The sequence below is a fragment of the Streptomyces sp. NPDC002446 genome (assembly GCF_053595675.1).
In genome coordinates this window covers 15767-36539 of the sequence record NZ_JBSFYC010000078.1, presented here as the reverse complement: position 1 = coordinate 36539, position 20773 = coordinate 15767, and the positions used below count along the sequence as shown (strand labels likewise).

Here is a 20773-nt window from a genome sequence, read left to right as displayed (position 1 = left end):
GGGTGGCGGGGGTGGGTGGCGGGGGTGGGTGGCGGGCTGCGATGCCCGCAGCCGCCACGTACGCAGGCTCATACGCATACGCGCGCGCCGCCCCCGCCTCACCCCTCCCCCGGCTCCTGCTTTTGCTCCTGCTCCTGTTCCCGCTCCCCCTCCAGCCCCTCAGCCAGGACCTCCGCCAGGTGTCGGCCCGGGCGGTCGGAGAGGTGGGCGAGTTGGGTGCGGCAGGAGAAGCCGTCGGCGAGGATCTCCGTGTCGGGGGAGGACTGCCGTACCGAGGGGAGGAGTTGTTCCTCGGCGCAGGCCACGGACACCTCGTAATGGCCGCGTTCAAAGCCGAAGTTGCCGGCCAGGCCGCAGCAGCCGCCGCTCAGTCGGCCGGTGAGGCCGGCGCGTTCGCGCAGGCGGCGGTCGGCGGCGTCGCCGAGGACCGCGTGCTGGTGGCAGTGGGTCTGGCCGGCGACCGGGCGGTCGAGGCGCGGGGGCTGCCAGTCGGGGGCCAGCTCCTCCAGGGCCTGGGCGAAGGTGCGTACGGAGGCGGCGAGGCGGGCGGCGCGGGGGTCGTCCGCGAGGAGTTCGGGCAGGTCCGTGCGGAGGGCGGCGGCGCAGCTCGGTTCGAGGACGACGAGGGGACGGCCGGGCCGCAGGAGGGGGGTCAGGACGTCGACCGTACGGCGCATGACCCGTCGGGCGTGGTCGAGTTGGCCAGTGGAGACGTAGGTCAGCCCGCAGCACAGCGGGCGGTGGCGGCGCGGCGGGAAGCCGGGGCGGGGTCCGGATGCGGTGCGCAGGGGTGCGGTGGGCGGGAGGAGGGGGCGCAGGCCGGCGGCTTCCAGGACGCGTACGGCGGAGCGGCCGACCTGGGGGGAGAGGTGGTTGGTGAAGGTGTCGGGCCAGAGGATGACGGCAGGGCCGGAGCCGGTGCGGGGGGCGCCGCCCGTCCCCGTACGGCCCGGGCCGCCTGTACGCGGGGCGTCGTCGGCGCCCGTATGGCCCGGGGCCCCGTCGGCACTCGTACGGCCCGGGCCGGTGCCCGTACGGCCCTCACCGCTGGACCGGTGCCGGCGCCACCACCAGCGGGTGAACGTCTCGGTGGCCAGTTCCGGGAGCGGGCGCTCGGGGGCGATGCCGGCCAGGCGGGTGGCGAGGGACGCGAGCGGGGTGCGGGCGATGGCGTTGAGGAGGGGGGCCGCGGGGGCCGCGGCGCGCAGCCACTGCGGCAGCCGGCCCATGGAGTAGTGGGCGGCGGGGCGCAGGCGGCCCGCGTAGTGGTGGTGGAGGAACTCCGCCTTGTAGGTGGCCATGTCGACACCGACCGGGCAGTCGCTGCGGCAGCCCTTGCAGGACAGGCACAGGTCGAGGGCGTCGCGTACCTCCGTCGACTGCCAGCCGTCGGTGATCACCTCGCCGGCGAGCATCTCGTGCAGCAGCCGGGCCCGGCCGCGGGTGGAGTGCTGCTCCTCGCCGGTGGCGCGGAAGGACGGGCACATGACGTCCGCCGAGCCCGGACCGGTGGTGGCGCTGCGGCACTTGGCGACGCCCACGCAGCGGCGTACGGCCGCCGAGAAGTCGCCGCCGTCGTGCGGATAGCCGAAGGCGACCGGGACGGGACGCTTGGGCAGCGGCGCGAAGCGGAGGTTCTCGTCGAGGCGGGCGGGGCGCACCAGCATGCCGGGGTTGAGGCCGCCGGCCGGGTCCCAGAGGTCCTTGAAGCGGTGGAAGAGGCCGACCAGCTCGGGGCCGTACATCTTGGGGAGCAGCTCGGCGCGGGCCTGCCCGTCGCCGTGTTCACCGGAGAGCGAGCCGCCGTGCGCGACGACCAGCTCGCCCAGGTCGTAGGAGAACTCACGGAAGCGGCGGATGCCGGGGGCGGTCAGCAGGTCGAAGTCGATGCGGATGTGGATGCAGCCGTCGCCGAAGTGGCCGTAGGGGGTGCCGCGCAGGCCGTGCTGGGCGAGCAGGGCGCGGAAGTCGCGCAGGTACGGGCCGAGCCGGGCGGGCGGTACGGCGCAGTCCTCCCAGCCGGGCCAGGCTTCCGAGCCGTCGGGCATCCGGGTCGCGGTGCCCGAGGCGTCCTCGCGGATCCGCCACAGGGCCCGCTGGCCGGCCGGGTCGGTGACCAGGGTGTGGTCGGTGGTGCCGTCCGCGGCCGCCGCCCGGCAGAGCGCCTCGGCGCGGGCGGCGGCCTCGTCGGGGCTCGCGCCGCCCATCTCGACGAACAGCCAGGCGCCGCCCTTGGGCAGCCCGGCCGCGCCGCCCACCAGGTCGGCGGCCATCCCCTCGACGGTCATGGGGTGATGGGGCAGCAGGGTGTGGGCGGCCTCGGCGGCCGCGCTCTCGTCGGGGTAGCCGAGGACGGCCAGCGCGCGGGCCGCCGGGGTCTCCACGAGCCGTACGGTCGCCTCGGTCAGCACGCCGAGGGTGCCCTCGCTGCCGGTGAGGGCGCGCGCCAGGTCGGTGCCCACCTCCGGCAGCAGCGCGTCCAGGGCGTAGCCGGAGATGCGGCGGGGCAGGTCGGGGTAGCCGGTGCGCAGCAGCGCCAGTTCCCCGTCGACCAGGGCCTTGACGCCGTCCCGCAGGCGCGGCGGCAGTCCGGTGGGGCGGCCCGTGCCGTCGCTGCCGCGGCCGGCCCGTACCGGCTCGCCGCCGTAGGTGAGCACCGCCAGTTCGCCGACGTTGTCGGCGGTGGTGCCCCAGGCGACGGAGTGCGCGCCGCAGGAGTTGTTGCCGATCATGCCGCCGAGGGTGCAGCGGCTGTGGGTGGAGGGGTCGGGGCCGAAGGTCAGCCCGTGCGGGGCGGCCGCCGCCCGCAGGTCGTCCAGCACCACGCCGGGCTGCACCACGGCCGTGCGGGCCGCGGCGTCCAGTGACACGATCCGCCGCATATGGCGGGTGAAGTCCAGTACGACGCCGACGCCGGTGGCCTGGCCCGCGATGCTGGTCCCGCCGCCGCGCGCCACCACGGGCACAGCGTGCTCCCGGCACACCCGCAGCGCCGCCGCGACGTCGTCGGCGTCCCGCGGCGCGACCACCGCCTGCGGCACCCGCCGGTAGTTGGACGCGTCCATCGTCATCAGGGCCCGGTCGGCCGCGGTGAACGAGACCTCCCCGCGCACCGCGGCCGCCAGCTCCTGCGCCAGGTCCCGCCGCTCGGTCTCCGTACGCTCAGCGATGTTCTCCGTGCGATCAGCCATGTCCTCAGCCTGCCCACTGGGGCGGGGTCATGAGGCCTGCGGCGTGCCGGATTCGGCGCGCGCGTCGGGTGGCGGCGGGCGCCGCGCCGCGCCGCGGTGACCCGGACGGGCCCCGTCCGGGCCTGTCCGGACCTGTCCGCCCTGCGGTCGTGCGTCATCTCACCGGGTGGACGCGCCGCGGGAGGGCGCAGCGCGACGGATTAGGCTTCCCCCGTGGCTGATATCCAGATTCCCGCTGACATCAAGCCCGCCGACGGACGCTTCGGCGCGGGCCCCTCCAAGGTGCGTACGGAGGCGCTCGGCGCCCTGGCCGCCACCGGTAGCTCCCTTCTCGGCACGTCCCACCGCCAGGCCCCGGTCAAGGACCTGGTCGGCAAGGTGCGCGACGGCGTACGCGATCTCTTCCAGCTCCCCGAGGGCTACGAGGTCGTGCTCGGCAACGGCGGTTCCACCGCGTTCTGGGACATCGCGACGCACGGCCTGATCGAGCGCAAGTCCCAGCACCTGTCCTTCGGTGAGTTCTCCTCGAAGTTCGCCAAGGCCGCCAAGCTGGCGCCGTGGCTGGCGGAGCCCACCGTCATCTCCGCCGACCCGGGCAGCCACCCGGACCCGGAGGCCGAGGAGGGCGTGGACGTCTACGCGTTCACCCACAACGAGACCTCGACCGGTGTGGCCGCCCCCATCCGGCGCGTCGCGGGCGCCGACGCGGGCTCCCTCGTCCTGGTCGACGCCACGTCCGGCGCCGGCGGTCTGCCCGTCGACATCGCCGAGACCGACGTGTACTACTTCGCCCCGCAGAAGTCGTTCGCCGCCGACGGCGGTCTGTGGCTGGCGGTCTTCTCCCCCGCCGCCCTGGAGCGCGCCCGCGCCGTCCATGCGTCGGGCCGTCACATCCCGGAGTTCTTCTCGCTGCCGACGGCGATCGACAACTCCCTGAAGAACCAGACGTACAACACCCCGGCCCTGGCCACCCTGTTCCTGCTCAACGAGCAGCTGGAGTGGATCAACGGCCAGGGCGGCCTGGACTGGGCGGTCCGGCGCACCGCCACCTCCGCGCGCACCCTCTACGGCTGGGCCGAGGACTCCAAGTACGCCACCCCGTTCGTCACCGACCCGGCCAAGCGCTCGCAGGTCATCGGCACGATCGACTTCCACGAGGACATCGACGCGGCCGCCGTCGCCAAGGCCCTGCGCGCCAACGGCATCGTCGACACCGAGCCCTACCGCAAGCTCGGCCGCAACCAGCTGCGCATCGCGATGTTCCCGGCGATCGACCCGTCGGACGTCGAGGCGCTGACGGCCTGCGTCGACCATGTGATCGGGCAGCTGTAGCAGCCCCTGCGCGTGACCACGGGCCCCGGCGGATCGTCCGCCGGGGCCCGTGCGCCGTCTCGGCCCGGCAGGGCGCCGTCAGCGGCTGAGCCGCTGGAAGCGCCGTACGGCCAGCGGCAGGAAGAGGGCCGTGAGGGCGAGGGGCCAGAGCACCGCCATCAGCAGCGCGTGCTGTTCCACCCAGCCGGCGCCGGTCGCGGCCGGGTTGCCGAAGAGTTCCCGGACCGCGTTGGCCGTCGAGGACACCGGGTTCCACATGGCGAGGGCGCCCAGCCAGTCCGGCATCATCGACGGCGGGGTGAAGACGCTGGAGATCATGCCGAAGGGCATCGCGACGGCGTAGAGTCCGCCGGCCGCCTCCTGGTTGGGCAGCAGCAGGCCGAGCAGGACACCCACCCAGCTGAGCGCGAAGCGCAGGAGCAGCAGCAGGCCGAAGGCGGCCGCGGTGTCGGCCGGGCTGCCGTGGGGGCGCCAGCCGACGACCACGGCGATCACGGCCAGCGCGGCGAGGTCGACGCACGCGCTGATCGCGTCGGAGACCCCGCGCCCGCTGACGACCGCCGACGGCGCCATCGGCATGGAGCGGAAGCGGTCGGTCACCCCCCGGTCCCGGTCGATGACGACGATGATCGCGGTGTTCATGAAGCCGAAGGACATCGTCATGGCGAACATGCCGGGCATCGCGAACGTCGCGTAGTCCACACCGCCGCCGACGTCCATGGCGCTGCCGAAGACATAGACGAAGAGCAGCACGGAGACGATCGGGAAGCCCAGCTGCCAGGCGATGTTGGCGGGTTGTGTGACGAGGTGGGTGAGGTACCGGCGGACGAGGGTGAAACAGTCGGCGAAGGCCCAGAAGAGGCGGCGGGCGGGCCCGTCGTCGGGGCGGCCGTCGTACGACGCGGGCGACACCGTGCCGGCGCTCATGCCGCCGCCTCCGGTCCGCTCGTACGGCGTCCGGTGAGCTGCAGGAACACCTCGTCGAGCGTGGGCCGGCGCAGCCCGATGTCCTCGACGCCGACGCCCTCGTCCTGGAGGGTGCGCGCGACCTCGGTCAGCGCGGCGACGCCGTTGCTGACCGGCGCCGCGACCCGCCGTTCGTCCTCGTCCGTCGTGGGCCGCAGGCCGCCCGCGGCGACCCGCGCCACGGCTCGCTCCGCGCGCGGCAGGTCCGCCGCCTCGCGCAGCACGACCTGCACGCTGTCCCCGCCGACCTGCCGCTTCAGTGCGGCGGGGGTGCCGTCGGCGATGGTCCGCCCGTGGTCGATGACCGAGATGCGGTCGGCCAGCTGATCGGCCTCGTCCAGGTACTGGGTGGTCAGCAGCACCGAGGTGCCCGTGGCGACCAGGGCGCGGACCGACTCCCAGACCTCGCCCCGGCCGCGCGGGTCGAGGCCGGCGGTCGGCTCGTCCAGGAAGAGCACCTCGGGGGCGAGGATCAGGCTCGCGGCGAGGTCGAGCCGGCGCCGCATCCCGCCGCTGTAGCCCTTGGCGGGCTTGTCGGCCGCGTCGCCCAGGCCGAACTGGTCCAGCAGTTCCGCCGCGCGCGCCCGCGCCTCGCGCACCCGCAGGTGGAAGAGCCTGCCGAACATCTCCAGGTTCTGACGCCCGCTCAGGATGTCGTCCACCGCGGCGAACTGCCCCGCCAGCCCGATCCTGCGCCGCACCCGGTGGGGCTCGCGCGCCACGTCGTGGCCGGCGACGGTGGCCCGGCCGCCGTCCGGCCGCAGCAGGGTGGCCAGGACGCGGACGGCGGTGGTCTTGCCCGCGCCGTTCGGGCCGAGCAGGCCGTGCACCGTGCCCCGGCGTACGGCGAGGTCGAGTCCGTCCAGCGCCCGCTTGTCCCCGTACCGCTTCTCCAGCCCCTCCGCGAGCACCACCTCGCCGGGCGGCAGCGCCCTCGCGGCCCCCGCCGCCGGCCGCCGCAGGGCCGCGCTCGCCCCCACTCCGATCGCCATCTCAGCCATCGCCACATCCCTCCGGATCGAAAACTGGGTACACCGTACCCGATTGCGCGTACGGCGTACCCAGTTTTTCGACGGCGGCATAGGATGGCGGAACGATGACGACCACAGAACACAGCGGCAGCGGCGACGTCTCCCGCAGCCTGGAGCTGCTCTGGGGCCTGGGCGACCGGCCCAGCCGCGGCCCCAGACCGGGCCTCACCCTCGACCGCATCGTCACCGCGGCGGTGGCCGTCGCCGACTCCGACGGGCTCGGCGCGCTGTCCATGCGCCGGGTCGCCACCGACCTCGGGGTCGGCACCATGTCCCTCTACCGCTACGTGCCGGGCAAGGCGGAACTCCTGGACCTGATGCTCGACAAGGTCGCCGAGTTCGACGCCGACGCACACCCCGACCCCGGCGCCGGCTGGCGCCCCGCACTGGAAGCGGTCGCCCGCAGCAGCTGGCGGCTGCACGAGCGGCACCCCTGGCTGCTCCAGGTCGACCAGGCCCGCCCCCTCCTCGGCCCCAACGCCCTGGACGGACTGGAGTACGCGCTGCGCGCCCTGGCCGGCACCGGCCTGACCGACCGCGAGAAGATCCACGCCCTGGTCTGCCTCGACGGCTTCGTCACCGGCACCGCCCGCACCCAGCTCAACTCCGCCCTCGCCGAGAAGCGCACCGGCGTCAGCGACGAGGAGTTCTGGCAGGCGCAGGCGCAGGTCCTGTCCACGGCCATGCTCAGCGGCCGCTACCCCGCCCTCGCCGGCCTCGCCCCCGACACCTTCCACGGCGGCGGCACCTCGGTCTTCGAGCTGGGCCTGACCGCCCTTCTCGACGGATTCGCAGCGGCCGTCGCCGCCCGGAACCACCCGGACGGCCCAGCGGACCGTCCCCCGAACGGACGCACCGGAGCGTGACGGGAACGGGCCGGATATGCCTGTATGGGAGACATGACCACTCCCCCCAGCCCCGGCCTCGCCCCCTTCGAACGGCAAGGGGCGATTCTGCTGACGACGTACAAGCGGGACGGGACCGGTGTCGGCACACCGGTCAACATCGCCGTCGACGGCGACCACGCCTACATCCGTACCTACGGCAGCGCAGGAAAGGCCAAACGGATGCGGAACTTCCCGGAGGTGGAGTTCTGCGCGTCCACCTGGCGGGGCCGGCCCACCGGACCCACCGTCACGGCGCGGGTGCGGCTGCTGGACCCGCAGACCCGGGAGTACCGGCGCGCCGAGCGCTCACTGACCCGCAAGTACCCGCTGATCCACGGGCTGCTGGTGCCGCTGGCACACCGCCTGAAGAAGGAGCGGACACTGCACTACGAACTGCGACTGGTACCGGAGGACGCCCTCTGAAAACCCCTTAAGAACCCCTCAGGAGCGGCGCCGCAGCAACCGCCGCACGGCCACCACCAGCGCCGTCGCCCCCGCAAGGACCAGCGCACCCTTGACGAAGCCGGGGTTCGGCCCCGATCCCGAACCCCCCTTCCCGCCCGGGCCGTCGGCCGACCCGGCACCGTTCGCCGGGTCGTCCCCGTCGCCGGAGCCCCTCGCCGACACCGGCAGCTGCTCGCCGCTCAGACCCACCGGCTCGACCTGGCTGCCGCCGCCCTCCGAGCCGTACATCAGGGTGCGGCCGTCGGGCGTGAAGGAGACCGACTCGCCCTGCTGCTGCACCGGTACGCCCACACTGCCGATGTCCTTCGGGCGCCCGTCCTGCCACCGGTAGATCCGGGCGCCGAAGTAACTGCGCATCACCAGCCGGGTGCCGTCCGGCGAGAACGCGCCGTCGGTCACCCACAGGTCGATCGGCGCGACCTTGCGGAAGGTGTTGGCCCGGGACGTGCTCAGGCGCCGCGGGCCCTCGTACAGCGCCCCGCCACCGCCCTGCTTCTTGCTGGCGATATAGACCCGGCCGGTCCGGGGGTGCACCATCAGCGCCTCGGCGTCCCGCGGCCCGTCCGCGTACACCACGTCGAACTGCGCGGCGGTGACGGCGGCATCGCGCAGCTTCGCGGGCTCGGGGAAGCGGTAGATCCACACATGGCTCCACGTGCCGCCGAGGTTGTCGCCGATGTCGCCGACGTACACGGCGCCGTCCGGGCCGACCGAGACCGCCTCGACGTCCCGCGGCGAGCCGATACCGCGCAGGGTGATCCGCGCGACCGTACGGCCGGAGGCGCCGTCGACGGCATAGACGTACGGGCCGTCGTCGCTGTCGTTGTGGGTCCAGTAGACCCCGGGGTGCGCGCGGCTGGCGGCCAGCCCGCTGGACTCGGTGATCCGGGGATCGCCGACGGTGAAGCCGTCGGGCTCGTCGGCGGCGGCCGGCCCGGCCGCCGCCACCCACAGGACCCCCGCGGCACCGGCCGCGCACAGAAGCGAACGCATGGGCACAGACTGCCATCCCGGGCCGCGGCCCGCGGCGGGACGGGGGCAGCGCACCGGTGCGTGGCCAGCGTCACGTACCAGGCCGGCCGGGTTCTCGGCCATCATGGCCCGATGAGGATCATGTTCGTCGGTGACTCGATGACGATAGGGAGCACCGGCGATTTCACATGGCGCTACCGGATGTGGCAGCACCTGGACGCGACCTACGGCGGCCCCTTCCGCATCGTCGGCCCGCGCCGCGCGCTCCATGAACCCGCCGCAGACGACGCCACCTCGCACGCCTACGGCGATCCCGGCTTTCCCGAACAGGCCCGCCGCCACCTCGCCGGGTGGGGCGAGGGCTGGCTGCACATGGCGCCGCTGATCGGCGACGCGGTGCACCGCCACGAGGCCGACACCCTGCTGGTCTCGCTCGGCCTGATAGACCTCGGCTTCTACACCAACGCCGAGCAGACCGCGGAGAACGTACGGGAGTTCGTGGCGCGGGCGCGGACCGCGGCACCCCGCATCCGGGCCGTGCTGATGCCCGTCATACCCAACGTACGGGCGGCGGCGGACGCCGCGTTCGGCGCCCAGTGCGCGTACTTCAACGAGCTGCTGGCCAAGGCCGTCGCCGACCTGTCCACCCCCGCCTCCCCGCTGCTGCTGGCCTCCGAGCCGCCCGCCTGGGAGACCGAACACGCCACCTACGACGGGACGCACCCCTCGCCGTGGGGAGAACACCTGCTGGCCGGCGCGTTCGCGGACGCGATGTACCAGGGCTGGGGTGTGGGCGCCCCGTACCGGACACCGCAGCGGCCACAAGCCGTTCCGGCACCGTGACCTGGCCCGGCACCGGCCGCGACCCCTCGCGGTGCTTGCTTCGAGCGCACTCGAAGGCGTTGGCTGGACGACCATGGAGTACACGCAGCTCGGACGCACCGGACTCAAGGTCAGCCGACTCGTCCTCGGGACGATGAACTTCGGGCCTCAGACGGACGAGGCCGACAGCCACACGATCATGGACGCGGCGCTCGGCGCGGGCGTCAACTTCTTCGACACCGCCAACGTCTACGGCTGGGGCGCCAACAAGGGCCGTACGGAGGAGATCCTCGGCTCGTGGTTCGCCAAGGGCGGCGGCCGGCGCGACAAGACCGTACTGGCCACCAAGGTCTACGCGAACATGGCGCCGGACGGCGAGGCGGTCTGGCCCAACCACGACAAGCTCTCCGCCCTCAACATCCGGCGGGCGGTGGACGCCAGCCTCCGGCGGCTGGGCACCGACTACATCGACCTCTACCAGTTCCACCACGTCGACCGGGACACCCCCTGGGACGAGATCTGGCAGGCCGTCGACGTCCTCGTCCAGCAGGGCAAGATCCTCTACGCGGGGTCCTCCAACCACGCCGGCTGGCACCTCGCCCGCGCCAACGAGACGGCCGCCCGCCGGGGGTCCTACGGCCTGGTCAGCGAGCAGTGCCTGTACAACCTGGTGGAGCGGCGCGCCGAGATGGAGGTCATCCCCGCCGCCACGGGCTACGGCCTGGGCGTCATCCCCTGGTCGCCGCTGCACGGCGGGCTGCTGGGCGGCGCGATCCGCAAGGAGCGCGAGGGCGGCGCCGCCCGCTCCGTCTCCGGCCGCTCGGCCGACTCCCTCGCCGACCCCCTGCTGCGCGCCCGGATCCAGTCCTACGAGGACCTGCTGGCCGAGCACGGCCTGGAGCCCGGCGAAGTGGCCCTGGCCTGGCTGCTGACCCGCCCGGGCGTCACCGGCCCCATCGTCGGCCCGCGCACCGCCGACCAGCTCACCTCCGCGCTGCGCGCCGTCGAACTGAAACTGCCGGCGGAACTCCTCACGTCGCTCGACGAGATCTTCCCCGGGCCGGGGCCGTCACCGGAGGCCTTCGCCTGGTGAGATCCGCCCGGTGAGATCCGCCCGGTGAGGCAGGCGGACGGGCGGCGCGCCGGCGGCCGCAAAGGCGTCAGCGCACCGCCGCCGCCACGATCACGACGACGAGCAGCACGGCGAGCAGGCCGGACATGATCCGGTTACGCGTTTTCGGGTCCACCCTTTGAGCGTAACCGCCGCGCTCAGCGGCCCAGCGGCCAGGAGGCGATCTCCTCGTAGCGCGGCTGCTGACCCGCCACACCGGGGACGGGCGGATTGCTGCGGATCAGGGAGAGCGCCCCCACCGTCCAGGGCGAGCCGGCGAAGTCCTTGAGCGCGGCGGCGTACGGGGCGAGGCTCACATGGCCGGTGCGGCTGCGGGCGAGGGTGAGGTGGGGGGTGTAGGGGCGGTGCTCGTCCACCATGGCCACACCGGCCCGGCGGGCGGCCGCCGCCGCCGAGTCGGCGAGCCGGCTCATCGCGGGCCGGTCGCCGTCGGCCCCCGCCCACACCACCCGGTCCGAGAAGCGGCCGCCGCCGGCGATCCGCAGCTCGTAGGGGTCGCGGCGGTGGGCGGCGCGGGCCAGGCGCTCCTGCAGCCCGGGGACGATCTCGTCGGGCACCTCCCCGTAGAAGGCGAGGGTGAAGTGCCAGCCGCCCCGGCCGGTCCAGCGCAGCCGGTCGGCGGCCGGGAGCCGCTTCAACCGCGCCACCTCGACGGCCAGTTCTTCCAGGGCGGCGGCGGGCGGCAGCACGGCGGCGAAGAGTCTCATACGGCCAGTCTGGCCCACGCCGTGCGGCGGGGCCGGGCCCGCACGGCGGCGGCCGGGCCCGGGCCGTGCGGCGGCCCCGGGCGCTTCACAGCCGCTCGGGGCGGCCGAAGAGCAGGTCGAACCCCGGGGGCAGCTGGAGCAGCACGCGGCGCATCAGATCCTCACCCGCGGCGTCGGCCACCACGCTGAGCACCGCACCGGCGTCCCACTGGGCGGTCTCCTCGCTGGCCCCCTCGATCCAGGCCGCGGTGGCGCGGACGAACCGCCCGGGATCCAGCGGCTCGGCGGCCTGCAGCGGATTGAGCAGGATCAGCTCGAAGGTCTCCGGCAGGCGGGCGGCCAGCTCGGCCCGCTCCTCACCCACCAGATGCGCACCCAGCAGGGCGAGGACGACCCGCGCGGCCCGTTCCGCCTCCTGCGGCGAGGCGTACTCACCGCGCTCCTGAACCTGCGCCAGGAACGCCTCCCATCGCATGGCCACCACGGCTGTCCCCTTTCTCCGGTCTCGTTGGGCGCGGAGGACGTTTCTCCGGTCTCGTTGGGCGTGGAGGACGGTGGGCTCACAGGGCGGGCCGGGTCGGAAGACCGCGTACCCGTCCTCCACACCACTGCGGGCAACGCGACCGCCACTGACGTCCTCGGCCGCGCCGATCCGCCGACGCTCCGCACTCCTGCCGTACTCTGCCGCACTCCTGCCGCACTCCTGCCCATGCGCCCATGGTGACCTCGCCCGGCCCGGCCCGCTCGGCGATCGGGGCGCAGGGCCCGCGGCCGACCGCTCCCGGCACGCCGCCCCGGGCCCCCGCTCGCCACCACCGCTCGCCACCGCCGCACGGCTGCCCGGCAGGCCTGGCCAGGGGCTGCTGCCCAGGGGCTGTCCGATGGTCATCCGATGGGCAGGCCCTACGCGGCCGGCGCCAGCTCCTTCTCGCCCGACGGGGCGGGGTGCGCGGCCCGCGGCACGAACGCGACGCGCCGGTGGCCCCGGCGGAGGTCGACCTGGAGACGCAGGCCGCCCACGCGGGCGAGGACCAGGCCGATGAGGGCCGCGGACGTCAGCGAGACCAGGCCGCCGGCCAGGAACCCGACACGGGCGCCGAAGGCGTCGGTGACCCAGCCGACGAGGGGCGCGCCGAGCGGGGTGCCGCCCATGAACACCATCATGAACAGGCTCATCACCCGGCCGCGCATCAGCGGGTCGGTGGCCATCTGGACGCTCGAATTGGCGGTGACGTTGATCGTCAGGCCGACCATGCCGATGGGCGCGAGGAGGGCCGCGAAGATCCAGAAGGAGGGCGACAGCGCCGCGGCGATCTCCAGGGCGCCGAAGAGCATGGCGGCGCCGACCAGCAGGCGCAGCCGGGAGCTCGCGCGGCGCGCGGCGAGCAGCGCACCGATCAGCGAACCGGCCGCCATCAGGCCGTTGAACAGCGCGTATGTGCCGGCGCCCTGGTGGAAGACATGGTGGACGAACGCGGTCAGCCAGATCGGGAAGTTGAAGCCGAATGTGCCGATGAAGCCGACCAGGACGATGGGCCAGATCAGGTCGGGGCGGCCGGAGACATAGCGCAGGCCCTCGCGCAGCTGTCCCTTGCTGCGGGGGACCCGCTCGACCTTGTGGAGTTCGGCCGTCCGCATCATCAGCAGGCCGACGACGGGCGCGACGAACGACAGACCGTTGAGGAGGAAGGCCCAGCCGCTGCCGAACGCAGTGATCAGCACACCGGCCACCGCGGGGCCTATCAGGCGCGCGGACTGGAAGTTCGCGGAGTTGAGGCTGACCGCGTTGCGCAGGTCCGCCTGGCCGACCATCTCGGAGACGAACGCCTGGCGGGCGGGGTTGTCGACGACGGTGGCCAGGCCGAGCAGCAGGGCGACCAGGTAGACGTGCCAGACCTGCACATGGCCGCTGAGCGTGAGCGCGGCGAGGGCCAGACCGGTCAGGCCCATGGCGGACTGGGTGATCAGCAGCAGCGTGCGCTTGGCGAAGCGGTCCGCGATGACGCCGCCGTAGAGGCCGAACAGCAGCATCGGCAGGAACTGCAGCGCGGTGGTGATGCCGACCGCGGCGGACGAGCCGGTGAGGCTGAGCACCAGCCAGTCCTGGGCGATGCGCTGCATCCACGTGCCGGTGTTGGACACCATCTGGCCGGTGGCGAAGAGCCGGTAGTTACGGATGCGCAGGGAGCTGAACGTGCCCTTGCGCGCCGTGGTCGCGGCCGCGGTCGCCTTGTCGGGAGGCGTGTCGTCGTCGTAGGGGTTCGGTGCGGGGGCGGAGTCTGCTCCGGATCCCGTACTCAAAGTGGGTTCGCCTCCTTGGCCTCGGTGTCTACAGCTGTGCGAGCTTCTCCAGAACCGGCGCGGCGGCGCGCACCTTCGCCCACTCGTCCTCGTCCAGCCCGGAGGCCAGCTCGGCGAGCCAGGCGTTGCGCCTACGGCGGCTCTCCTCGAGCATCGCCTCGGCCTGTTCCGTCTGGGTGACGACCTTCTGACGGCGGTCGTCGGGGTGGGGTTCGAGCCGGACCAGTCCCTTGGCTTCGAGCATGGCCACGATGCGGGTCATCGACGGCGGCTGCACATGCTCCTTGCGGGCCAGCTCGCCGGGGGTGGCCCGGCCGCAGCGGGCCAGGGTCCCGAGCACCGACATCTCGGTGGGGCTGAGCGACTCGTCCACCCGCTGGTGCTTGAGCCGGCGGGACAGGCGCATCACGGCGGACCGCAGCGCGTTCACCGCGGCCGCGTCATCTGGGTGCGCCTCCCGGCCGTCTGGCTGGGGGTGGGACAGTTCCGGCATGGTCTTTAGCATAACTCATTACCCTCTCTAAGTAAAGGCGGGGGCTGGTGTCCACCATGGATCACCCATATGAGTGAGGACGCGGCCGAAAGTGACACACCTGACCGCGAAGGGGCGGGACCGTGTCCGTATGGGATCGCGAGTGCTCAGCCTGCGCGTGGACGGGGAGCTGCTGGAGCGCATTCGGCAGCACGCCGCAAAACGCGGAATGAGCGTCCAGGACTATGTCGTCCGGACGCTCATCCGCGAGGACTTCGACGAGCGATTCAATTCCTCCGTCGACGAAACAAAGAAACTCGGCGTGCGCTGGACGGCCACCTGAACCCGACGACCTGAAGCCCCGGCCGCCCGAGGCCCCGCCATCCACTGAAGCCACGGCCGCCTGAAGCCTCACGGTCCGCTGAAGCCGCGGCCGCCCGAGGCCTCACCACCCCCCGAAGGCCACCGCCCTCCAGGTCCCGGCCACCCGAAGCCCCGCTACCCACTGGAGCCCCTCTACCCGAACCCCCTCACCCTCCGCTACGCTCTGCCGGAAACTAATCACTCTCCGTATTCGTTGCCGTAATGGGAAGGGGAGGCGGCACAGGCAAAGCGGCGAGGAAGAGGCACAGGCGGACGTCGAGGAGGGCCTACTCCGTTACTTGGCCCCGAGGGCCTGCTCGATCGGGTGGAGCAGGAAGTAGACGAGGAAGCAGAGGCCGACGGCGTTCAGCAGCCAGGGGATCTGCCGGAAGCGGCCGGTCGCCGTGCGCAGCACGATGAACGCCAGGACGCCGATGCCGATGCCGTTGGTGATGCTGTAGGTGAACGGCATCGAGGCGATCGTCAGGAACGCGGGGATGCCGACGGTGAAGTCGCCCCAGTCGATGTCCCGGACGTTCGAGGCCATGATCAGGAAGCCGACGACCACGAGCGCGGGCGTCGCCGCCTGGGACGGGACCACCGTCGCCAGCGGCGTGAAGATCAGCGCCAGCAGGAACAGCCCGCCGGTCATCAGGTTCGCCAGGCCCGTACGGGCACCCTCGCCGACGCCGGCCGTGGACTCCACGAAGCAGGTGTTGGCGGAGGCGGAGCCGAAGCCGCCGCCCGCGACCGCGATGCCGTCGACCATGAGGATCCGGCCCATGCCCGGCAGGTTGCCGTCCTTGTCGGTCAGCCCGGCCTCCTCGCCGACGCCGATGATGGTGCCCATCGCGTCGAAGAAGCCGGAGAGCAGCACGGTGAAGACGAACAGGCAGCCCGTGAGCAGGCCGACTTCCTGGAAGCCGCCGAAGAGGCTGATGTGGCCGATCAGACCGAAGTCCGGCGCGCCGATGATCTTGTCCGGGACGTTGGGGACCGCCAGGCCCCAGGCGGCGTCCGGGATGTCGACGACGGCGTTGATGATGATCGCGACGACGGCCATGGTGACCATCCCGATCAGGATCGCGCCCTTGGTCTTCCGCACGATCAGCACGAACATCAGCATCAGGCCGATGACGAAGACCAGCACCGGCCAGCCCTTGAGCTGACCGCCCTGGCCCAGGCCCATCGGGACGGTGGTGTGCGCGGCGTCCGGGTTACGGGTCACGAAGCCCGCGTCGACCAGGCCGATCAGCGAGATGAACATGCCGATGCCGATGGCGATGGCGCGCCGCAGACCGTTGGGGATGGCGTCCATCACCCGCTGCCGCAGGCCCGAGGCGACCAGGATCATCAGCACCAGACCGGCGAGTACGACCATGCCCATCGCGTCCGGCCAGCTCATCTTGGGGGCGAGCTGGAGGGAGACCACGGCGTTGATGCCGAGGCCGGCGGCGATGGCGATCGGGACATTGCCCATCACGCCCATCAGGACGGTGCTCAGACCGGCCATCAGCGCGGTGGCGGTGACCAGCTGGCCGTTGTCGAGATGGTGACCGAACTTGTCGACGCCGGAACCGAGAATGATCGGGTTCAGCACGATGATGTAGGCCATCGCGAAGAACGTTGCCAGACCGCCGCGCAGTTCGCGGCCGACCGTCGACCCCCGCTCGGAGATCTTGAAGAAGCGGTCGAAACCGTTCTTGGGAGGCTTCGGAGCCGGGTTCTCAAGGGTGTCGACCGGCGTGGTGGCCGAGGGGGACATGCGGGACCTCAGTCGGACGGGCCTGGGGGAGGCGCGGGGGCCCGAGGGCCCGGAACACGTACAGAGCATCAATAACCGGATCGGCTTGGATGAACCGACGATCCGATCCGGTCAGATCCAGAAAGGTTCAGTATGAATAAACAAGGCACTGATCGCTATCTCCGCGCGTAGACCCCTGTGACGTGGGCCGGGTCGCGCTCCTGTCGTCCCGTACGCACTCCCCGTCCGGCCCTGCACGCACCCCGTCCGGCCCCCGCGGGCCCCCGGATCCGGCCCCCGTAAGCTGGGCACCATGTGGAAGAAGTCCGAACTGCGCGAGGCCCCGGCGCCTCTCGAGGGCCCCGTCGTCGGCACGATCATCGGCGGCACGATCATCTGGTTCGCGCTCTTCCTCGGGCAGCTCCCCTTCTACGGCTGGTTCGCCGACCGCGACTGGGCCTGGTGGGTGTGGACCTGCCTGGCCGGCGGCGCCCTGGGCCTGCTGGGCATCTGGTACGTCCGCAAGCGCGACGCCGCGATCAAGCGCGCCGCCGCCTCGGCCGCCGAGGACTCCTGACCACGGCGCCGGCGTCCCCTCCCCCGCCCGGTCCCGCACGCCGCGCACGCCCCGCACGTCCGGCGGGTGATCTGCCCCATCCGCCCGTAACGTCGGGGGCATGACGGATCGGGCGAGGACCGAAGTCGACGACCCCGGACCGGGAGGCGACCCCGGACCCGGCGGTAAGCCCGGACCCGGCCGTGACCCCGGGCTCGACGGTGAGCCCGAACCCGGCCGTGACCCCGGACTCGGCGGTGAGCCCGCACCGGGCGACGGATCACGGCCGGGAGGCGAGCCCGCAACCGGCGGTGACCCCAGGCTCGCCAGCGAACCCGCACCAGGCGAAGGCCCCGGCCCCAGCAGCGAACCCGCGCCCGCCAGCAAGCCAGCACCCGGCAGCGAGCCCGCCCCAGGCGGTGAGCCGCCCGCGCCCTCCGAGCCCACCGCGCCCGCCGCGCCGCGGCACCGGCCCGATCAGTCCGGCCTGACCGCCGCCGAGGTCGCCGAGCGGGTGGCCAGGGGCGAGGTCAACGACGTTCCGGTGCGTTCCTCGCGCTCCACCGTCGAGATCATCCGCGCCAATGTCCTCACCCGTTTCAACGCGATCATCGGCGTGCTCTTCGTGATCATCCTGATCGTCGGGCCCCTCCAGGACGGGCTCTTCGGCTTCGTCATCGTCGCCAACACGGGCATCGGCATCATCCAGGAGCTGCGCGCCAAGAAGACCCTGGACAATCTGGCGGTCATCGGCGAGGCCCGGCCGACCGTCCGGCGCGACGGCGTCCCTGCCGAGATCCCCACCTCCGAGGTCGTCCTCAACGACGTCCTCGAACTCGGGCCGGGCGACAAGGTCATCGTCGACGGCGAGGTGCTGGAGACCGACAGTCTGGAGATCGACGAGTCCCTGCTGACCGGCGAGGCCGACCCGGTCGTCAAGAAGCCCGGCGATCCGGTGATGTCCGGCAGCTTCGTCGTCGCGGGCGGCGGCGCCTTCACCGCGACCAGGGTCGGCCGCCGGGCGTACGCCGCCCAGCTCGCCGAGGAGGCCAGCCGCTTCACCCTGGTCCACTCCGAGCTGCGCTCCGGCATCAGCCAGATCCTCAAGTACGTGACCTGGATGATGATCCCGACCGCGCTCGGCCTCATCCTCAGCCATCTGCTCACCCTCGGGCTGCCGGGCGACGAGGCCATCCGCCGGATGGTCGCCGGAATCGTCCCGATGATCCCCGAAGGCCTGGTGCTGCTCACCTCCGTCGCCTTCGCCATCGGCGTCATCCGGCTCGGCCGCAAGCAGTGCCTCGTACAGGAACTCCCCGCCATCGAGGGCCTGGCCCGCGTCGACGTCGTCTGCCTGGACAAGACCGGCACCCTCACCGAGGGCGGTATGGACGTCAGCGCGCTGCGGGTAATGGGCTCCGCCCCCGAAGGCTTCGATGGCTTCGATGGCCTCGACGGCTTCGAAGAGGGCGGGGACGGAGCGAAGCGGAGCGGCGACGGCGACGGCGACGGCGACGGCGACGAGGCCTACCTCAAACAGGTCCTGGGCGCGCTCGGCGCATCCGATCCCCGCCCCAACGCCTCCCTCCAGGCGATCATCAACGCCTACCCCGCCGACGGCGCCTGGCGCTGCACCCGGTCGATGCCGTTCTCCTCCGCCCGCAAATACAGCGGTGCGTCCTTCAACGACGCCGACGGCGAGAGCTCGACCTGGCTTCTGGGCGCCCCCGACGTGCTCCTGCCCGCCGGCGACCACCGCCTGACCGACGTCGACGGGCTCAACGCCCAGGGCCTGCGGGTGCTGCTCCTGGCCCGCGCCGAACGGGAGCTGGACGACCCCGAGGTCGCCCGGGGCGTGCAGCCGGCCGCGCTGGTCGTGCTCGAACAGCGGCTGCGCCCCGAGGCCCCCGACACCCTGCGCTACTTCGCCGAGCAGGGCGTCCACGCCAAGGTCATCTCCGGCGACAACGCGGTGTCCGTGGGCGCGGTGGCCGGCAAGCTGGGCCTGCCGGGCGCGGATGCCCCCGTGGACGCGCGGGCCCTGCCCGCCCCCGCCGACGAGATGGCCTCCGTCCTCGACCGGGGTGCGGTGTTCGGCCGGGTCACCCCGCAGCAGAAGCGGGACATGGTCGCCGCCCTGCAGTCACGCGGCCACAACGTCGCCATGACGGGGGACGGCGTCAACGACGTGCTCGCCCTCAAGGACGCCGACATCGGCGTCGCGATGGGCTCCGGCTCCGAGGCCACCCGCGCGGTCGCCCAGATCGTCCTGCTCAACAACAGCTTCGCCACGCTGCCTTCGGTGGTCGCCGAGGGCCGCCGCGTCATCGGCAACATCACCCGCGTCGCCACCCTCTTCCTCACCAAGACGGTCTACTCCGTCCTCCTCGCCATGCTCGTCGCGTGCTGGCAGATCCCCTACCCCTACCTCCCGCGCCATCTCACCCTGCTGTCCACGCTGACCATCGGCGTGCCCGCGTTCTTCCTGGCGCTGGCCCCCAACAAGGAACGCGCCCGCCCCCACTTCGTCCGCCGGGTCATGCGCTACGCGATCCCCTCCGGCGTCATCACGGGCCTGGCCGCCTTCGCCACCTACCTCCTGGCCCGCGTCCACTACAGCGGCCCCGGCGCCCTCTCCGCCGAGACCAGCGCCGCGACCCTGACCCTCTTCCTCGCCGCCCTCTGGGTCCTGTTGATCATCGCCCGCCCCTACACGTGGTGGCGGATCGCCCTGGTCGTGACCATGGCCCTGGGGTTCGTGATCGTCCTCGTCACCCCCTGGCTGCAGGACTTCTTCGATCTGCGCCTGGTCGGTACGACGATGCCGTGGGCGGCGGTGGCCGTCGCCGCGGTGGCCGCGGTGCTGCTGGAGGTCACCTGGCGCTGGGTGGACCGCCGCTTCCCGGCCTGAGCCCTCCCCCCCCCCGGAAATTCGGCGGCGCTTCCGCGTTGCGCGTGTTACGTTCCGTCCGTACCGCACGGTGCGTACCGGTCCCGGTGCGGCATGAGGAGAAGCGGTACGAGGAGAAGAGGGAGGTGGGGTTGATGACCGCGCGAAAGGCCACTGCGCTCAAGGTCACTGCACGGCGCAGCGCCCGGACCGCCCTCACGTCCCGGGCGACGGCCTGACGAAGCCGTTCCCGCCTCGCCGAGAACGTGAGCTCGCGAGGCGACGCAAGTCCGTACGGACCGTACGGACTTGACTCCACCTCATACGAAACGGATCCGCATCCCGTCATGCGTACTCACACCCCGCGTACCCACCGCAACTGGATCACCCGCGCCGAGACCGGCGCCGACGTCCCCGCGGTCCGCGAGATCGTCCTCGCCGCGTTCGACACGCCCCTGGAGGCCGACCTCGTCGACGCCCTGCGCGCCGACCCCGCCTGGATCGACGGTCTCTCCCTCGTCGCGGCCGACACCGACGGCCGGCTGGTCGGCCAGGCGCTGCTGACCCGCTGCCACATCGACGAGATCCCGGCCCTGTGCCTGGCCCCCGTGGCGGTCCTGCCCGGGTACCAGAACAGCGGGGCGGGCTCGGCCGCCGTCCGCGCCGCGCTCACCGCCGCCAGGGAGCGGGGCGAGCGCTTCGTCACCGTCCTCGGGCACCCGGCGTACTACCCGCGCTTCGGTTTTACCCGCGCCTCGGCGCACGGTATCCGCGTGCCCCTCGACGTCCCGGACGAGGCCATGATGGCCCTCGCCCTGGACGAGTCCCACCCGCTGCCGAGCGGCACCGTCCGCTATGCGGCACCCTTCGGGATCTAGGGCCGTACGTCCGTAGATGCCGTAAGGCCGCGGATGCGGCTGCTCCCGCTCCCGCCCGCGCTGT

The 20773-nt window shown here is 72.8% G+C and carries 18 protein-coding genes; 9 read left to right on the top strand and 9 right to left on the bottom strand.

Translation table 11 applies throughout. The features are described 5' to 3' along the window. Window positions 1-98: 98 nt before the first annotated feature. Window positions 99-3191: an FAD-binding and (Fe-S)-binding domain-containing protein gene (locus tag ACWD6P_RS31340; protein ID WP_451447550.1), complete on the bottom strand. Its 3093-nt coding sequence runs from the start codon at window positions 3189-3191 to the stop codon at window positions 99-101. A 213-nt stretch (window positions 3192-3404) separates the two neighbouring features. Here ACWD6P_RS31340 and serC point away from each other — a divergent pair, with 213 nt between their 5' ends. After that, window positions 3405-4523 (top strand): phosphoserine transaminase, encoded by a 1119-nt coding sequence (gene serC / locus ACWD6P_RS31335; protein ID WP_451447549.1) that lies wholly within the window; start codon window positions 3405-3407, stop codon window positions 4521-4523. Between the two features lie 78 nt (window positions 4524-4601). On the opposite strand, the gene ACWD6P_RS31330 is transcribed toward serC, so the two are convergent. Together ACWD6P_RS31330 and ACWD6P_RS31325 are read right to left on the bottom strand one after the other, a co-directional pair. Then, window positions 4602-5450, bottom strand: coding sequence for an ABC transporter permease (locus tag ACWD6P_RS31330; RefSeq protein WP_451447548.1), 849 nt, complete (start codon window positions 5448-5450; stop codon window positions 4602-4604). Beyond that, the gene (locus ACWD6P_RS31325; RefSeq protein WP_451447547.1) at window positions 5447-6490 is read right to left on the bottom strand and encodes an ATP-binding cassette domain-containing protein; all 1044 of its coding nucleotides are present in this window, start codon (window positions 6488-6490) and stop codon (window positions 5447-5449) included. Before ACWD6P_RS31325 ends, ACWD6P_RS31330 begins: the two co-directional genes overlap by 4 nt. Before the next feature lie 95 nt (window positions 6491-6585). On the opposite strand from ACWD6P_RS31325, the gene ACWD6P_RS31320 reads away from it, so the two are divergent. Both ACWD6P_RS31320 and ACWD6P_RS31315 read left to right on the top strand, forming a co-directional pair. Further along, window positions 6586-7386, top strand: coding sequence for a TetR/AcrR family transcriptional regulator (locus tag ACWD6P_RS31320; RefSeq protein ID WP_451447546.1), 801 nt, complete (start codon window positions 6586-6588; stop codon window positions 7384-7386). 33 nt (window positions 7387-7419) lie between these two features. Further along, a complete protein-coding gene (locus ACWD6P_RS31315; RefSeq protein WP_451447545.1) occupies window positions 7420-7830 on the top strand; it encodes a PPOX class F420-dependent oxidoreductase in 411 nt (136 codons plus the stop codon). A gap of 18 nt (window positions 7831-7848) precedes the next feature. Here the strand turns inward: ACWD6P_RS31315 and ACWD6P_RS31310 are convergent, their stop codons facing one another. Next, entirely contained in the window at window positions 7849-8865 is a 1017-nt protein-coding gene (locus ACWD6P_RS31310; protein WP_451447544.1) for a hypothetical protein, read from the bottom strand. Window positions 8866-8985: 120 nt separating this feature from the next. Here ACWD6P_RS31310 and ACWD6P_RS31305 point away from each other — a divergent pair, with 120 nt between their 5' ends. Together ACWD6P_RS31305 and ACWD6P_RS31300 are read left to right on the top strand one after the other, a co-directional pair. Further along, window positions 8986-9687, top strand: a complete 702-nt coding sequence (locus ACWD6P_RS31305) for a GDSL-type esterase/lipase family protein (protein WP_451447555.1) — start codon at window positions 8986-8988, stop codon at window positions 9685-9687. 73 nt (window positions 9688-9760) lie between these two features. Further along, complete coding sequence (locus tag ACWD6P_RS31300) at window positions 9761-10759, top strand: aldo/keto reductase (protein WP_451447543.1); 999 nt, start codon at window positions 9761-9763, stop codon at window positions 10757-10759. Window positions 10760-10935: 176 nt separating this feature from the next. Here the strand turns inward: ACWD6P_RS31300 and thpR are convergent, their stop codons facing one another. The 4 genes from thpR to ACWD6P_RS31280 form a co-directional block, all read right to left on the bottom strand. Next, a complete protein-coding gene (gene thpR, locus ACWD6P_RS31295; protein WP_451447542.1) occupies window positions 10936-11505 on the bottom strand; it encodes an RNA 2',3'-cyclic phosphodiesterase in 570 nt (189 codons plus the stop codon). 85 nt (window positions 11506-11590) lie between these two features. Next, window positions 11591-11986, bottom strand: a complete 396-nt coding sequence (locus tag ACWD6P_RS31290; protein WP_451447554.1) for a DUF2267 domain-containing protein — start codon at window positions 11984-11986, stop codon at window positions 11591-11593. Between the two features lie 422 nt (window positions 11987-12408). Further along, window positions 12409-13806 (bottom strand): MFS transporter, encoded by a 1398-nt coding sequence (locus tag ACWD6P_RS31285; protein WP_451447541.1) that lies wholly within the window; start codon window positions 13804-13806, stop codon window positions 12409-12411. 28 nt (window positions 13807-13834) lie between these two features. Then, a complete protein-coding gene (locus ACWD6P_RS31280) occupies window positions 13835-14299 on the bottom strand; it encodes a MarR family winged helix-turn-helix transcriptional regulator (RefSeq protein WP_451447540.1) in 465 nt (154 codons plus the stop codon). 130 nt (window positions 14300-14429) lie between these two features. Between ACWD6P_RS31280 and ACWD6P_RS31275 the strand changes: the two genes are divergently transcribed. Then, entirely contained in the window at window positions 14430-14621 is a 192-nt protein-coding gene (locus ACWD6P_RS31275) for a hypothetical protein (RefSeq protein WP_451447539.1), read from the top strand. Window positions 14622-14936: 315 nt separating this feature from the next. Here the strand turns inward: ACWD6P_RS31275 and ACWD6P_RS31270 are convergent, their stop codons facing one another. After that, on the bottom strand, window positions 14937-16406 hold the full coding sequence (locus tag ACWD6P_RS31270) for an NCS2 family permease (protein WP_451447538.1): 1470 nt from the start codon (window positions 16404-16406) through the stop codon (window positions 14937-14939). Between the two features lie 292 nt (window positions 16407-16698). On the opposite strand from ACWD6P_RS31270, the gene ACWD6P_RS31265 reads away from it, so the two are divergent. The 3 genes from ACWD6P_RS31265 (at window position 16699) to ACWD6P_RS31255 (ending at window position 20709) form a co-directional block, all read left to right on the top strand. Next, a complete protein-coding gene (locus ACWD6P_RS31265; protein WP_451447537.1) occupies window positions 16699-16962 on the top strand; it encodes a DUF2530 domain-containing protein in 264 nt (87 codons plus the stop codon). 100 nt (window positions 16963-17062) lie between these two features. Next, window positions 17063-19852, top strand: coding sequence for an HAD-IC family P-type ATPase (locus ACWD6P_RS31260; protein ID WP_451447536.1), 2790 nt, complete (start codon window positions 17063-17065; stop codon window positions 19850-19852). Between the two features lie 326 nt (window positions 19853-20178). Continuing rightward, window positions 20179-20709 carry a GNAT family N-acetyltransferase gene (locus ACWD6P_RS31255; protein WP_451447535.1) on the top strand — a complete coding sequence of 177 codons (531 nt, stop codon included), beginning with the start codon at window positions 20179-20181 and terminating at the stop codon, window positions 20707-20709. The last annotated feature ends 64 nt before the right edge of the window (window positions 20710-20773 follow it).